The sequence below is a fragment of the Halanaerobiales bacterium genome (assembly GCA_035270125.1).
GTDB lineage: Bacteria > Bacillota > Halanaerobiia > Halanaerobiales > DATFIM01 > DATFIM01.
Genome location: DATFIM010000137.1, coordinates 1 through 14,607, shown reverse-complemented (window position 1 = coordinate 14,607; position 14,607 = coordinate 1). Strand labels below are relative to the sequence as shown.

Sequence of the window (14,607 nt, the reverse complement as noted above, 5' to 3'; positions counted from 1 at the left end):
AGAATGGGTAGTTTAGAGAACAGAATGGATAGTTTAGAGAACAGAATGGATAAATTAGAGATTAGAATGGATAGTTTAGAGAACAGAATGGATAATTTAGAGCATAGAATAGATAGTTTAGAGGATAGAATGAGTAGTTTGGAAATGGATGTGGATAATTTAGATAAAAATATGAATAGCAGATTTGACACTCTTGAAAAAAGAATTAGATCTATTAAAGGAATCGTTGGAGAAAATATGGCTGATATTGCAGATATAAATAAAAGAATAGAAAAGCAAATTAGTTAAAGGGACTGATATATTATGGCTAAAAAAAGTGTGATTGTATCTAAAGCAGCTTTGAAAATGGCTATTTCTGATCGTGAAGAAGAAAGAAAGTTGAAAGATAAATTTAAAAAAGAAGATATTTTAACTGCAGCAGTTGACTTTGGAGGAGAATTTAATAAATCTATCAAAAAGATGATCGAAAATATAGTTATTGCTGCTAAAAGAGAAGGATTAATTGAGGAAACCCATGTCCACCAGGGTGCAGTTGCTGGTGCAGCCCATGATGCAATAACCCAAATTTCGGGTAGTGCTAATGGTTTAAACATTGGTGGGAAAATGGCAGTTGCCAGGTCTGGTGAACATATTGTTGTAGCTGTATTTTTTGGAGTAGGTATGCTTAATCTTAATGAAGTTACGGTTGGTTTGAGTCACCGAACAATATCTTAAGAAAATTTAGAATACTTTAGTTCTTTAATATATTGTTGACAAAGTGTTATTCAGGTTATATAATAAACTAAATTTAACATAGTAAAATGGTAATACGGTAGGAGTAAAAAAGTAATCTGGATAATTAAATAATATTGTTATTTTAAATTCCCACTATATCTATATCTATTTTTAAATTTCTGGGAAATAACTATATTAAAAAATAATTTATTCAGATTAAGCTTAATTTTACTGGGCTCCTATAGGGAGGCCTTATTTTTTTTACCTACTAAAAAAATTAAAAGGAGAAGTGGTAATATGGTAAAACACGGTAAAAATGTTTTATTGGTTATTGGCGTTGTTCTTATGGGATTGGTCTTATTAACAGGTACTACAAGTGCTGAAGAAGTTTTTGAAGTTGGGATAAGTCAACTTGTTGAACATCCAGCTTTAGATGGAGCTAGAGAAGGTTTTATTAAAGGATTAGAAGAATCAGGTTTTGTTGAAGGAGAAAATGTTAAATTTAAAGTAGAAAATGCTCAGGGAGATTTTGCAACTGCTCAGTCCATAGCAAAAAAATTCAAAAATGACAGAGTAGATTTAGTTTTAGCTATAGCAACTCCTTCTGCTCAGGCAGCAGCAAATGTTTTAACAGATATTCCTCTTTTGATTACAGCTGTTACTGATCCAGTGTCAGCAGGCTTAGTAGATAATATGGAAAAACCTGGTGGTAATATAACCGGTACAACTGATATGAATCCTATTCGAGATCAATTTGAACTTATAAAAGATTTTTTACCTGATGTAAAAACTGTTGGGGTTTTATATAATTCTGGAGAAGCAAATTCTAAGGTACAGGTTGATATTGCTAAAGAAGTAGCTGAAGATATGGGAATTGAAATAAAAGAAAGTACAGCTACTAATAGTAGTGAAGTTCAACTTGCTGCTTCTGCAGTTGTAGATAAAGTGGATGCTATTTATTTACCCACAGATAATGTAATGGCTTCTGCGATTTCTGCTATTTTAAAAGTAACAAATGAAAAAGGTATTCCTGTTTTTGGTTCTGAAAGTGGAATGGTTGAAGCAGGGGCAATTGCAACTAAAGGAATAAATTACTTTGAATTAGGGCGAAAAACTGGTCAGATGGCCGCTGAAGTTCTTAATGGTAAAGATCCAGGAGAAATGACTATTGAGGGCTCAGATAATTTAGATATTACAATTAATAAAAATGCCTGTGAAAAATTAGGTCTTAAAGTACCTTCTGAACTCTTAGATAAAGCGGACAAAGTTATAGAATAATGAGGTGAACTGAAAATGGGAATTAGTTTTTTAATAACAGCTCTAGAACAGGGTCTTGCTTTTTCAGTTATGGCTCTTGGGGTATATATGACATTTAGAATACTTGATTTTCCTGATCTTTCTGTAGACGGCAGCCTTCCTTTAGGGGCTGCTGTTTCTGCAAAGTTTATTATTGCAGGTGTTAATCCATTTTTATCACTTATTCCTGCTTTAATTGCAGGTGGATTAGCAGGAGCAATAACCGGTTTTTTAAATACTAGATTTAAAATAGCCCCTTTGCTTTCCGGAATATTAACTATGACTATGTTATATTCTATAAATTTAAGAATTATGGGAAGACCTAATATACCTTTATTAGGGGAAAATACAATTTTTAAAACAATTAGTGATTTAGGTATTCCTTCGCCCTGGAATAATTTAATTATATTAATAATAATAGTTATATTGGTTAAATTTATCCTCGATTTATTTTTGAAAACTCAAATTGGTTTTGCTTTAAGAGCTGCAGGAGATAATCCGCAGATGATAAGGAGTATGGGAGTAAGTACTGATACTATGAAAATGATAGGAGTAATAATTGCTAATTCTCTTGTTGCCCTTTCAGGAGCACTTGTAACTCAATATCAGGGTTTTGCAGATGTAGGAATGGGGATAGGAACTATTGTAGCAGGACTTGCTTCAGTAATAGTCGGAGAAGTTGTTTTAGGTGAAAAAAGTATTTTTATTACAACTTTGAGTATAATAGTTGGTTCAATTCTTTATCGTTTAAGTATATCTATTGCTTTATATATTGGTTTTGCAGCTTCTGATTTGAAGTTGTTGACTGCTATTATTGTAATTATTTTTCTTTCAACTCCAAAATTAAAAAATATGATCGAGGTGAGTACTGATGATTAACTTAGAAAGATTAACAAAAGTTTTTTATAAAAATACATCTAATGAAAATAAAGCTCTATCGAAAATTGATTTACATGTAAATAATGGAGATTTTATTTCAATAATTGGTAGTAATGGAGCTGGTAAATCTACATTATTGAATTGTATTGCTGGAGTTCATCAAATTAATGGTGGTAATATTGTACTTGATGGGGAAGTGATTAATGATGTTTCTGAACATAAAAGGGCCAAATATATTGGAAGAGTATTTCAGGATCCATTACTGGGAACATCACCTGAGATGACAATAGAAGAAAATTTAGCTCTTGCATTTGATAAAAGTAATAATATGTCCTTAAGCTGGGGACTTAATGATAATAAAAGAGAATATATAAAAGAAAAATTAAAAGAAATTGATTTAGGATTGGAAAAGAGACTTACGACAAAGGTTAAACTATTATCAGGAGGACAAAGACAGGCTTTAACATTACTAATGGCTACAATGACAGAACCTAAACTTTTATTACTTGATGAACATACAGCTGCTTTAGATCCAAATACTGCTGTAAAAATAAAAGAATTAACAGAAAAATTAATTAAAGAAAATAATATTACTACCTTAATGGTTACCCATGATATGCACGATGCTATTAAAATGGGAAATCGTTTAATTATGATGAATAAAGGTAATATTATCTTAGATATAAAAGGAAAAAGAAAAGAAAAATTAACTGTAGAAAAGCTTTTGGATATATTTAAAAAGAAACAAGGTAGTGAATATTCTGACGATAGAACACTATTGAGTGTATAAATTTAATTAATGTGATGAAGCTCACTTCAATTATTTTATAAAGTGAACTATAATTTATTTAAAGATATAAGGAAGAGTTATTTATGAAGAAAATATTTGCACTAGTATTAATTGTATTATTCGTAGTTTCTACTGTAAATGTCGGTTTTGCTGCAAGTGTTACTGATTTATCAAGAGAAATTAGTAATTTAGATAATTTGACTAATGAAGAAAGAAGTGAAGAAGTTTTAACTATTGAAGAGGCTATTAATGAGATTAAAGATACGTCTGTAAAAGATTTAGAATCTGGTGAAGAAGTTACAGTTCAAATATTAAGTAAAACAAAAAATATCAATCAAGAAAAAATAAATAATTTATTAAAAAGTTCAGAAGATAAGGAAGATCTTAGAGAAACATTAAAAGAAGCTTTTGAAAAAGGAATGACATCAGAAGAGATTAATGAAATTTTGGAAAACAAAACAGAAAACATGGAACAATTAAAAGAAAAAGTTGAAAAAAAGATTGAAGCAAAAGAAAAAGCTAGAGAAAGAGCTGAAGAAGAAAAGGATGAAGATGACGATGACGATGAATAAAAGGTATAATTTTTAGATAAATTTTAGGCCAGCAGATATTGCTGGCTTTTTTCTATTTTAATTGATGTTTTGCAATATTGTTAGTATAATTGTTTTGAATAAAGGTGAAATTATTTATAATTGGAGGGTTTAAATTGGATATAAAATTAGAAAATATTTTGGAAAAAGTTAAAAAGTGGGCTCAAGAAATTGGGAAATTACAATATGAAAAATCTAGAGAGAGCAGTTTTTCAATTGATAAAAAAACTTCAGATGTAGATTTAGTTACAGAAATTGATAAATTATCAGAAAAGAAAATCATAGCAAAGATAAATAACAATTTTCCAGGTCATTCTATATTAGCTGAAGAAGGCGGTTCAGTTAGTAAAGATTCTCCTTATACCTGGATAATAGATCCTCTTGATGGAACTAACAATTATGCTAATGGTTATCCTATGTATTGTGTATCTATTGCTTTAGAATATAAAAAAGAAATAGTGCTTGGAGTAGTTTTTGTCCCAGAATTAGATCAGTTATTTTGGGCAACAAAAGATAATGGTTCATATTTAAACGGTAAAAGACTAAAAGTTTCCCAAAAAGATGATTTAGATCAAGCATTATTGGCAACTGGTTTTCCTTATGACAAATTAACTTCAAAATATAATAATATGGATCATTTTCATAAAATGGTTATGAAAGCAAGAGGGATTAGACGTTCCGGGAGTGCTGCTTTTGATCTCAGCAGTGTGGCTGCAGGTAATCTGGATGGATTCTGGGAATTCAAATTAAAACCATGGGATGTAGCAGCAGCTAAGCTATTTATAAAAGAAGCAGGAGGAAAAGTAATTGAAGAGACATGGGAAGGAGCGCCTTTAATAGTAGCTGGCAATCCTAAAATATGTGATCAAATTTATAAAACACTTAAAAAAGTAAAAATGTAAATATTTATTTTTAAAATTCATATTTTCTTCAAAATTAGCTTCTATAATATACTTAAACAATAAAAAAAGGAGCTGATTTTTAATGAAGAAGATAATTTCAATGATTTTAGTATTAGGTCTGTTGGTAACTGGTTTTAGTCTTTCTATTGATGCGTTTGGAGGTCCTAAAGGTGGAAATAATGGAGTTCAAACAACTAAAGGTTATAATCAAAATGATGTACAGAGAAATTTTTATAATAATCCTTTAGATTTAGATGACTCTCAAATGGAAAAAATGAATGAAGCACGTAATGATTTTTTTGAAAAAAGAGAAGACTTACAATCTGAGTTACAGGGTCTAAATTCAGAATTGAAAGAATTGGTTATGGAAAATGCAGATGATGAAGAAATTGCTACAATTAGAACAAAGATTAATAATTTACAGTCAGAACTAGAAAATTCAAGAGTTAATTATTGGAATCAAGTAAAAAATATCTTAACTGAAGAACAAATAGCAGAAATGAATAATAATTTTAATAGAGGAAGACAAAATTTTGGGAAAAACCGATCAAATAGAAATAATTGTAACTGGTAATAAATTTAAAAATATATATGAAATTATAAAAATTCAAAATAGTAATAATATTTAAAAAGGAATTTAAATATTTTTGAAGAATTATAAATATAAGAAGTAAATAAAGAAGTTATTAAAAATCAAAAGGGGTGATTTGGTTTATGGCTAAAGTTTCTAGAGAGTTAGTTGAAAAGTCTGGTGTTGATATTGATAAACTATTGGATTTACTTGTAAAAAATGCTTCAGCTGAATTGACAACTTATTATTATTACACAAGTTTGAGAATGAATTTAACCGGTCTTGATGGTGAGGGTGTTAAGGAAATTGCAGAAGTAGCAAGAATAGAAGATAGGAATCACTTTGAAGCTCTTTTACCTAGAATTTATGAATTAGGTGGAGAAATCCCTAATGACATGAAGGAATTTCATGATATTTCTGCCTGTCCTCCTGCTAAGTTGCCTGATAATCCTGAAGATGCTAAGGAAATCATCAAAGTTTTATTAGAAGCTGAAAGATGTGCTGTGAGAGGATATACAGAGATATGTAATATGACTGCTGGAAAAGATCATAGAACTTATGATCTGGCTCTTTCTATTTTACATGAAGAAATCGAACATGAATCATGGTTTGCTGAATTCCTTGGTGAAGGACCTTCTGGTCACTTTATGCGTGAGGGTGAAACTTCTCCATTTGTTTCTAAATTTTTAAAGATTAAATAATTAATGATGTAGTAAAATATAATATTTAATAATTAGAGGGACTAGTAGATATTTGCTAGTCCCTTTTTTATTTGAAATCAGACTATAAATAAAGAATGATTTTTGTTATAATTCAATTAAAAGATTTAAATTATAAATAATGGAGGATAAAATATATGAGTAAAATAATTGCTGTTTTAAATAAAAGCAAAAAAACTAAAGAAATTTTTGAAAAACAGCTAAAAACATATTTTGAAGATGAAGTTAAAATAAAAAGTTATTCAGTTGAAGAAGGAATAGAGGAAAAAATTGATGCTGATCTGATTATTGCAGCTAAAATAATGAAAGATGATATAGATAAGTATGTCAAAGATGGAGTAGATTTAATTTATGCCCGAAGAAGTCTTTCTATTTCAGCTTTGCAAAAACTTATAGATATTCCAAAAGGAAAAAAGGTTTTATTTGTTAATAATGCCCGCATTACACTTGATGAGGCTGTTTCTTTTGTTAATGAAGTAGGAATTGATCATATAAATATTTTACCATATTGTCCAGGGATGAAGACCCCAGAAAATTTTGATTTAGTTGTAACAACTGATGAATTTGAATTCATACCGGTAGAAGTGAGTGAAGATGAAATTATAAATCTTGGTAGAAGACAAATTAGTTTAACTACAATAATCGAAATATTGACTAAACTAAACTTATTAAATAAAAATTCTAATATATTAATTGCTAAGTATATCAAAAGGTTGGTCCAGTTAATAAAACAGCTGAAAGAAAATAATACTGAAATTGTTAAACATAATAAAATGATGAATAGTATTGTTAATAATGTTTCTGACGGATTAGTTTTTATAAATGCTGAAGAAGAAATTGAATTTTATAATGAAGAAGTTAGTAATATTTTTAAAGATATTGATTATTTTGAAGAAAAAATTGAGGAAATTTATGATGATAATTTATCCAATATATTATATAATAGTCAGGATATAAAATATACTAAAATAAATGGTAAAGAAGTTGTTATTAGAATTGATAATTTAAAAATTGATGAAGAAGTAATTGGAGATATTTTTGTCTTTAAGGATGTTACTAAAATAAAAGAGTTGGAAAGAAATTTACGAAAAAGAACCAAACAAAAAGGATATATAGCCCAATACCATTTTTCAGATATATTGGGAAAAAGCAAAAAAATAAATAAAGTAATAAAAGAGGCTAAACATATAGCTCAAAGTGAATCTACAGTTTTAATAAGTGGAGAAAGTGGGGTGGGCAAAGAACTTTTTGCACAATCAATCCATAATTATTCTCAGAGATCAAATTATCCCTTTGTTGCAATTAATTGTTCGGCTCTTCCAAGTGAACTTTTAGAAAGTGAGCTTTTTGGTTATGAGGAAGGAGCTTTTACTGGTGCCCGCAAAGGAGGGAAAGCTGGTATATTTGAACAGGCTCATGAAGGTACAATATTTTTAGATGAGATTGGAAATGTAAGTTCTCGAGTACAGAGTAAATTGCTCAGAGTTATAGAAGAAAAAGAAGTAAGGCGGGTAGGTGGTTCTAAAGTATTGCCTGTAAATGTTAGAATTATAGCTGCAACTAATAAAGATTTACAGAAATTAATTAATAAAAATGAATTTAGAGAAGACCTTTATTATCGATTAAGTGTTTTACCATTACATGTCCCTCCAATCCGAGAAAGAAGAGAGGATATTCCTCAATTAATTTATCATTTTCTTGAACAGTATAATAGAAAAGAGCTTAAAGTTCCTCATGAAATTATGAGCAGATTTTATCATTATAATTGGCCTGGTAATATAAGAGAGTTGAAAAATTGTGTTGAGTATATTAGCCAGTTAGCTCAGGGAGATGAGGTAAAACTAGGAGATTTGCCATATTATTTTTTAAAAGATAGCATAACAGAGAATATTGATATTTTAAAAGAATATGAAAAAGAATTAGACAAACACGGGAATATAGATGAATATATTTTTATACTAAAAGAATTATATTTAGCTCAGGAACTTGATAAAAATATAGGGAGAAGAAAAATTGCAGAAAATGCAAAAATAAATAATCTTGATTTATCATCTCAAATGGTCAGGAGTAGAATAAATATTTTAGAAAAAATGGGTTTAGTAGATATTGGAACTGGAAGACAGGGGACAAATATTAGTGAAGATGGAAAAGATTTTTTACAAAAATATGATGACTATCATTCAAATAATTAATATGCAATGGGTTATAATAGGTTATTTAAATTATTGAGATTGGTTTTTAACCCGTTCTTTTTAATATATAATTTACAAACAAATAAATATTGACAGAAAAAGACGAATAAGCTTTCTTAATTAGGGCTGTTTCGTCTTTTTCTTATTTTAAATTAGTGTTGGAATGAATAATGCATAATTTTATTGTTGAAATGGTTACAAGTCTAAAATTAACACTTATAAGGAGGACAAAAAATGAAATTATCTGAAAGAAGTCAAAAAGTTAATGCTTCTATGACTCTTGCTCTTAGTGCTAAAGCCGGACAGATGAAAACAGATGGACATGATGTAGTAAGTTTTGGTGCTGGAGAGCCAGATTTTAATACACCTGAACATATTGCAAAAGCTGGTAAAAAAGCAATAGATGAAGGATTTACTAAGTATACAGCTGCAGCTGGTACAAAAGACTTAAAAAAAGCTGTACAGAAAAAATTTAAAAAAGATAATGGTTTGGATTATGATTTAGATCAAATTATTATTTCTAATGGTGCCAAACATTCTCTTTTTAATACTTTTCAAACAATCCTTAATCCTGGTGATGAAGTTATTATTTCTCGACCATATTGGGTTTCTTATCCAGAAACTGTTAAATTAGGTGGGGGAGTTCCTGTTTATGTTGATGCTGAAGAAGAAAATAATTTCAAAATGAAAATTGAAGATATTAAAAAGGCAGTAACTGAGAATACTAAAGCTCTTATTCTAAATAGCCCTAATAATCCTACGGGTTGTGTTTATAGTAGAGAAGAACTTAAAGAAATAGCTGATTTGGCTATTAAAGAAGACTTTTTTGTTGTTTCTGACGAAATTTATGAAGAGCTTATTTATGGAGATGCAGAACATATTAGTATAGCTTCTTTTGGGAAAGAAATAAAAGAAAGAACTATTGTGATTAATGGTATGTCTAAGGCCTATGCAATGACTGGCTGGAGAATTGGTTTTGCAGCTGCTTCTAAGGAAATTGTAGATATTATGTCTAATATTCAAAGTCATGCTACTTCAAATCCTAACTCAATTGCCCAATATGCGAGTACAGTGGGGCTAAATGAATCTAAGGCTGTAACTAGAGAAATGGTAAAAGCTTTTAAAGAACGCAGAAATTATATGGTGAAGACTATTAATGAGATGCCTAAAGTGAGTTGTAAAAAACCTGAAGGTGCCTTTTATGTTATGATGAATATTGAAAATTTAATCGGTAAAAAATATGAAGGTGAAGAAATAGATGGCTCAATGTCTTTTGCTGATATTCTTTTAGAAGAAAGTAAAGTAGCCGTTATTCCAGGTAAGGCTTTTGGAAATGATAAATTTGTTAGGTTATCATATGCAACTTCACTTGAAGATATTAAAAGAGGTTTAGAAAGAATAAAAGAATTTGTTAATAAAGTGAATTAATGGAGGTGGACCATGTTACTTGATGTTTTATTCATTAGTTTAACAGGAATTCTAGTGGTTTTTGGATTTTTAATTCTTCTATTTTTTGTTTTATCCAGTTTTAAATATTTAAATAAACCCCAAAAAGAAGTTGTGGAGACTGCTGGATCAAAAGAGAATGTAGATATCAGTAAATCTCAGGATAAAAATATTAAAATAGAAGGAGATGTTCCTGGAGAGGTAATTGCAGTTATTATGAGTACTTTGAATCATCATGATAAAAATATAAATGAAAAAGAGATTAGTATAAAAAAGAGGAGGTAATTGACTATGAAAACATATATAGTTGAAGTAAATAATAATGAATATGAAGTGAAAATCAGAGAAAAAAATGAAACCAATAATACTGAAGTGAAGGAAACTGAAGTAAAAAAGCAAACCAATGAGAAAGTGGTAGAAGAAAATAATAAAAATAATGAAGCACAGGAAACTGTTTCAAAGCAAACAGAAACCGTTTCTGGTGAAGGTGAAGAAGTTATTTCTCCTATGTCCGGAAAAATACTTTCAATTAGTGCAAAAGAAGGAGACAATGTCAATAAAAATGAAGTAATTATGACCTTAGAAGCTATGAAAATGGAAACAGAGATTGTTTCACCTGTAAGTGGAAAAATTTCTAAAATATTAGTTTCTGAAGGCGACAAATGCAAACAGGGGGATAAACTAGCCTTGGTTGAGGCTGGTGGTAATTAATGTACTGGAACCTTTTACAGAGGCTAGTTACTGAATCGGGATTATATAATTTATCTATAAGAGAAATAGTAATGTTTATTATTGCAGGTGTTTTGATATATCTTGCTATTGAAAAAAAATATGAACCTTTATTGTTATTACCTATTGCTACTGGAATGATTCTTACTAATTTACCAATGGCAAATTTAATGGAAGAAGGGGGCCTGCTATATTATATTTATAAAGGTATAGATTTTGGAGTATATCCTCCTCTTATCTTTCTAGGAGTAGGTGCTATGACTGATTTTGGCCCTTTAATAGCTAATCCTAAAAGTATTTTGCTTGGAGCAAGTGCTCAGATAGGTATATTTACCACTTTTATTGGTGCTCATTTTATGAAATTTACATTACCTGAGGCTGCATCTACAGCGATTATTGGAGGGGCAGATGGTCCAACAGCAATTTTTCTTACTTCTCGTTTAGCTCCAGAGTTACTGGGAGCTGTAGCTATAGCAGCTTATTCTTATATGGCCTTGGTACCGATTATTCAGCCACCAATAATGAAATGGTTGACAACTCCTGAAGAAAGAAAAATAGAAATGGTGCAGTTACGTGAAGTAAGCAAATTAGAAAAAGTTCTTTTTGCCCTAACTGTCATGATTTTGGGAATATTGGTAATACCTTCTGCAGGTGCACTTTTAGGTTCTCTTATGTTTGGTAACCTTTTAAAAGAGAGTGGAGTTACTGAAAGATTAGCAGATACAGCACGAAATTCAATGACTAATATTGTTACCATCTTTTTAGGGATTAGTGTAGGTGCAAAAGCAAAAGGAGAACTCTTTTTAACCTGGCAGACTTTGATGATTATCGGTTTAGGCCTGGCAGCTTTTGCTGTAGGAACAATAACCGGTTTGCTTTTCGCTAAATTAATGAATAAATTTACTGATGAAAAAATTAACCCACTTATTGGCTCAGCAGGAGTTTCTGCTGTACCAATGGCTTCTAGAGTAAGTCAAAAGGTTGGACAGGAAGCTAATCCTGGTAATTATTTATTGATGCATGCAATGGGACCCAATGTTGCTGGAGTTCTTGGATCAGCAATAGCAGCTGGAGTCTTATTATCACTAGTTGGTTAACAAAATAAATTGAAAAGAATTTAAGGAGGGAATTTAATGTCTGTTAAAATAACTGAAACTATATTACGTGATGCCCAGCAGTCACTATTAGCTACAAGAATGAAAACTGAAGATATGCTGGAAGTGATTGAAGATCTTGATAAAGTTGGGTATCATTCACTGGAAATGTGGGGAGGAGCTACTTTTGATAGTGCTATGCGCTATCTTGATGAAGATCCCTGGCTTCGTTTGCGTAAAATAAAGATGAGAGCCAAAAATACTAAATTACAAATGTTACTTAGAGGACAAAATATACTTGGTTATCGTCATTATCCAGATGATGTGTTAGAAAAATTTGTAGAAAAAGCTATTGAAAACGGAATAGATATAGTGAGAATTTTTGATGCTTTAAATGATGTAAGAAATATGAAAAAAGCTATTGAATTTACTAAAAAATATGGAGGTCATGCTCAGGGAACTATTGTTTATACTACAAGTCCAATTCATGATATAGATCAATATCTAAAAAAAGCTAAAGAATTAGAAGAAATCGGTTCAGATTCACTTTGTTTAAAAGATATGGCCGGTCTTTTGACCCCCTATCGTTCATATGAGTTAGTAAATAGATTAAAAGAGGAAATAGATATTCCTATTCAATTACACAGTCATAATACAAGTGGAATGGCGGCTATGACATATCTTAAAGGGGTTGAAGCAGATGTAGATGTTATTGATACTGCTTTATCAGCTCTTGCTTCTGGTACTTCACAACCAGCTACTGAATCCTTAGTTGCTACATTTAGAGATACTAAATATGATCCTGGTATTGATCTTGATACAGTGGTTAATATTGCTGGATATTTTAGAGATATCAGAGATAATTATAAGGAATTTCAGGGCTCATTTGCTACTGATCCAAGAGTAATTACAAATCAGATTCCTGGTGGAATGCTTTCTAATTTAAGAAGCCAGTTAAAAGAACAGGGTATGTTTGATCGCTATGATGAAGTTCTAGAAGAAGTACCAAGAGTTAGAGAAGATTTAGGTTATCCACCACTTGTTACCCCTACAAGTCAGATTGTAGGTACTCAGGCTGTATTTAATGTCTTAAAAGGCGAAAGATATGCTCTTGTTTCCAAAGAAACCAGAGATTATATAAAAGGAATGTATGGTCGTCCTCCAGGGGAAATAAATCCTGAACTAAAAGAACAACTACTGGATGGAGAAGAAGCAATTGACTGTCGTCCTGCAGAATTGCTTGATAACAAGTTTGAAGAAACTATGGATGAAATAAAGGATTTTATTACTAAAGAAGAAGATGTTTTATCTTATATTCTTTTCCCTGAAGTAGCAGAGGATTTTCTAAAAAGACATTATAGATAAAAGAAAAAATAATTTATGAAGGAGGTGATTTGACAAATCATCTAAGTTTAATATTATTATAATAGGAATTAATTTATTAATAACTTAATCAACTAAAGGATTATTATAATAATGGAGGGATAAGGAGATGAGAAATGAGAAGTCTTTATGGGCTAAATATCGTTCTATTCCATTGGTTTATAGAATTGGAGTAGCTTTTGTTCTTGGTTCTTTACTTGGTTTAATAATTGGAGAACCAATGACAGCGATTCAACCTTTAGGTGATATTTTTATTAAATTATTAAAAATGATTGTTATTCCTATTATCTTTTTTACATTAATTATGGGGATGAGAAAATTAACTCCTTCAAAATTAGGTAAAATAGGGGTTCAAACAGTATTATTTTATGTATTAACTACTGCAATAGCTATCTTTATAGGTTTATTTATGGCTAATATTATTGACCCAGGTGTGGGAATGGAATTGAGTACTGATGCTGAAATTGCAACAAAACAGGCACCAGGATTCATGGAAGTTATCATGAATATTTTCCCAGATAATGTAGTAAATGCTATGGCAGAAGGTAATGTTTTACAAACTATCTTTTTTGCAATAGTATTTGGAATAGGATTAGCTATAGTTAAAGAAAATGGAGAAGAGCATATTCAAAAAGGTGCTACAATGATCTTTGATTTTGTAGAGACTGTTGCTGAAGTTATGTTTAAAATTGTATGGGGAGTAATGGAATATGGAGTTATTGGTGTATTTGCATTAATGGCAGGAGTTTTTGCAGAATCGGGATTGGATGTTATTGTCCCCTTTTCTAAGTTGATTGGAGGTTTACTACTGGCTGTTATAGTTCATATTACAGTTGTTTATCTTCTTATAATTGTTGGTGGATTTTTGAAGAGATCTCCAATGTCCTTTTTAAGTGGGGCCAAAGATGCAATGTTAACAGCTTTGAGTATTAGATCCAGTAGTGGTACATTACCAGTTACTATGAGAAATGCAGAAGAAAACTTAAAAATTGATGAATCAATATATAGTTTTACTTTACCCTTAGGAGCTACAATTAATATGGATGGTACAGCTATGTATCAGGGAGTTGCAGCAATATTTGCAGCTAATTTGATTGGTCAGACTTTAACCATTGGTCAACAGATGACAGTGATTTTGACGGCTACTTTGGCCAGTGTTGGTACTGCTGGGGTACCTGGTAGTGGGCTCATTATGCTTACTATGGTTTTAACTCAATTAGGTTTACCTCTTGAAGTTGTAGGATTTGTAGCTGGTATTGATCCTATTTTAGATAGATTACGTACTATGAATAATGTTACTGG

Annotated in this window: 16 protein-coding genes; all 16 read left to right on the top strand. The window is 30.5% G+C overall.

The genetic code is table 11. The features are described 5' to 3' along the window. Positions 1-288 (top strand): hypothetical protein (locus tag VJ881_07170; protein HKL75830.1); only part of this gene is annotated, 288 nt, incomplete at its 5' end. A 15-nt stretch (positions 289-303) separates the two neighbouring features. Next, positions 304-714, top strand: coding sequence for a HutP family protein (locus tag VJ881_07165; GenBank protein HKL75829.1), 411 nt, complete (start codon positions 304-306; stop codon positions 712-714). 297 nt (positions 715-1,011) lie between these two features. Beyond that, positions 1,012-1,992 (top strand): ABC transporter substrate-binding protein, encoded by a 981-nt coding sequence (locus VJ881_07160; protein HKL75828.1) that lies wholly within the window; start codon positions 1,012-1,014, stop codon positions 1,990-1,992. Between the two features lie 15 nt (positions 1,993-2,007). Next, a complete protein-coding gene (locus tag VJ881_07155) occupies positions 2,008-2,889 on the top strand; it encodes an ABC transporter permease (protein HKL75827.1) in 882 nt (293 codons plus the stop codon). Further along, positions 2,882-3,679, top strand: a complete 798-nt coding sequence (locus VJ881_07150; GenBank protein ID HKL75826.1) for an ATP-binding cassette domain-containing protein — start codon at positions 2,882-2,884, stop codon at positions 3,677-3,679. The genes VJ881_07155 and VJ881_07150 overlap by 8 nt, the downstream gene beginning before the upstream one ends. Before the next feature lie 83 nt (positions 3,680-3,762). Beyond that, positions 3,763-4,251, top strand: a complete 489-nt coding sequence (locus VJ881_07145) for a hypothetical protein (protein ID HKL75825.1) — start codon at positions 3,763-3,765, stop codon at positions 4,249-4,251. A 134-nt stretch (positions 4,252-4,385) separates the two neighbouring features. After that, positions 4,386-5,171, top strand: coding sequence for an inositol monophosphatase family protein (locus VJ881_07140; GenBank protein HKL75824.1), 786 nt, complete (start codon positions 4,386-4,388; stop codon positions 5,169-5,171). Between the two features lie 82 nt (positions 5,172-5,253). Then, the gene (locus VJ881_07135) at positions 5,254-5,745 is read left to right on the top strand and encodes a Spy/CpxP family protein refolding chaperone (GenBank protein HKL75823.1); all 492 of its coding nucleotides are present in this window, start codon (positions 5,254-5,256) and stop codon (positions 5,743-5,745) included. A 140-nt stretch (positions 5,746-5,885) separates the two neighbouring features. Continuing rightward, on the top strand, positions 5,886-6,443 hold the full coding sequence (gene dps, locus VJ881_07130) for a DNA protection during starvation protein (GenBank protein HKL75822.1): 558 nt from the start codon (positions 5,886-5,888) through the stop codon (positions 6,441-6,443). Positions 6,444-6,598: 155 nt separating this feature from the next. After that, positions 6,599-8,653, top strand: coding sequence for a sigma 54-interacting transcriptional regulator (locus VJ881_07125; protein HKL75821.1), 2,055 nt, complete (start codon positions 6,599-6,601; stop codon positions 8,651-8,653). 234 nt (positions 8,654-8,887) lie between these two features. Then, positions 8,888-10,081, top strand: coding sequence for a pyridoxal phosphate-dependent aminotransferase (locus VJ881_07120; protein HKL75820.1), 1,194 nt, complete (start codon positions 8,888-8,890; stop codon positions 10,079-10,081). Positions 10,082-10,093: 12 nt separating this feature from the next. Continuing rightward, the gene (locus VJ881_07115; protein ID HKL75819.1) at positions 10,094-10,384 is read left to right on the top strand and encodes an OadG family protein; all 291 of its coding nucleotides are present in this window, start codon (positions 10,094-10,096) and stop codon (positions 10,382-10,384) included. 6 nt (positions 10,385-10,390) lie between these two features. Next, on the top strand, positions 10,391-10,810 hold the full coding sequence (locus tag VJ881_07110) for a biotin/lipoyl-containing protein (protein ID HKL75818.1): 420 nt from the start codon (positions 10,391-10,393) through the stop codon (positions 10,808-10,810). Next, entirely contained in the window at positions 10,810-11,925 is a 1,116-nt protein-coding gene (locus VJ881_07105) for a sodium ion-translocating decarboxylase subunit beta (GenBank protein ID HKL75817.1), read from the top strand. The genes VJ881_07110 and VJ881_07105 overlap by 1 nt, the downstream gene beginning before the upstream one ends. Before the next feature lie 36 nt (positions 11,926-11,961). Further along, positions 11,962-13,287 carry an oxaloacetate decarboxylase subunit alpha gene (locus VJ881_07100; GenBank protein ID HKL75816.1) on the top strand — a complete coding sequence of 442 codons (1,326 nt, stop codon included), beginning with the start codon at positions 11,962-11,964 and terminating at the stop codon, positions 13,285-13,287. 127 nt (positions 13,288-13,414) lie between these two features. Then, the coding region (locus VJ881_07095) for a dicarboxylate/amino acid:cation symporter (GenBank protein ID HKL75815.1) at positions 13,415-14,607 on the top strand (1,193 nt) is incomplete at its 3' end.

Coding starts and splice junctions, on each gene's coding strand:
- VJ881_07165 (HKL75829.1), top strand. CDS start 304: ATGGCTAAAAAAAGTGTGATTGTATCTAAAGCAGCTTTGAAAATGGCT.
- VJ881_07160 (HKL75828.1), top strand. CDS start 1,012: ATGGTAAAACACGGTAAAAATGTTTTATTGGTTATTGGCGTTGTTCTT.
- VJ881_07155 (HKL75827.1), top strand. CDS start 2,008: ATGGGAATTAGTTTTTTAATAACAGCTCTAGAACAGGGTCTTGCTTTT.
- VJ881_07150 (HKL75826.1), top strand. CDS start 2,882: ATGATTAACTTAGAAAGATTAACAAAAGTTTTTTATAAAAATACATCT.
- VJ881_07145 (HKL75825.1), top strand. CDS start 3,763: ATGAAGAAAATATTTGCACTAGTATTAATTGTATTATTCGTAGTTTCT.
- VJ881_07135 (HKL75823.1), top strand. CDS start 5,254: ATGAAGAAGATAATTTCAATGATTTTAGTATTAGGTCTGTTGGTAACT.
- dps (HKL75822.1), top strand. CDS start 5,886: ATGGCTAAAGTTTCTAGAGAGTTAGTTGAAAAGTCTGGTGTTGATATT.
- VJ881_07125 (HKL75821.1), top strand. CDS start 6,599: ATGAGTAAAATAATTGCTGTTTTAAATAAAAGCAAAAAAACTAAAGAA.
- VJ881_07120 (HKL75820.1), top strand. CDS start 8,888: ATGAAATTATCTGAAAGAAGTCAAAAAGTTAATGCTTCTATGACTCTT.
- VJ881_07115 (HKL75819.1), top strand. CDS start 10,094: ATGTTACTTGATGTTTTATTCATTAGTTTAACAGGAATTCTAGTGGTT.
- VJ881_07110 (HKL75818.1), top strand. CDS start 10,391: ATGAAAACATATATAGTTGAAGTAAATAATAATGAATATGAAGTGAAA.
- VJ881_07105 (HKL75817.1), top strand. CDS start 10,810: ATGTACTGGAACCTTTTACAGAGGCTAGTTACTGAATCGGGATTATAT.
- VJ881_07100 (HKL75816.1), top strand. CDS start 11,962: ATGTCTGTTAAAATAACTGAAACTATATTACGTGATGCCCAGCAGTCA.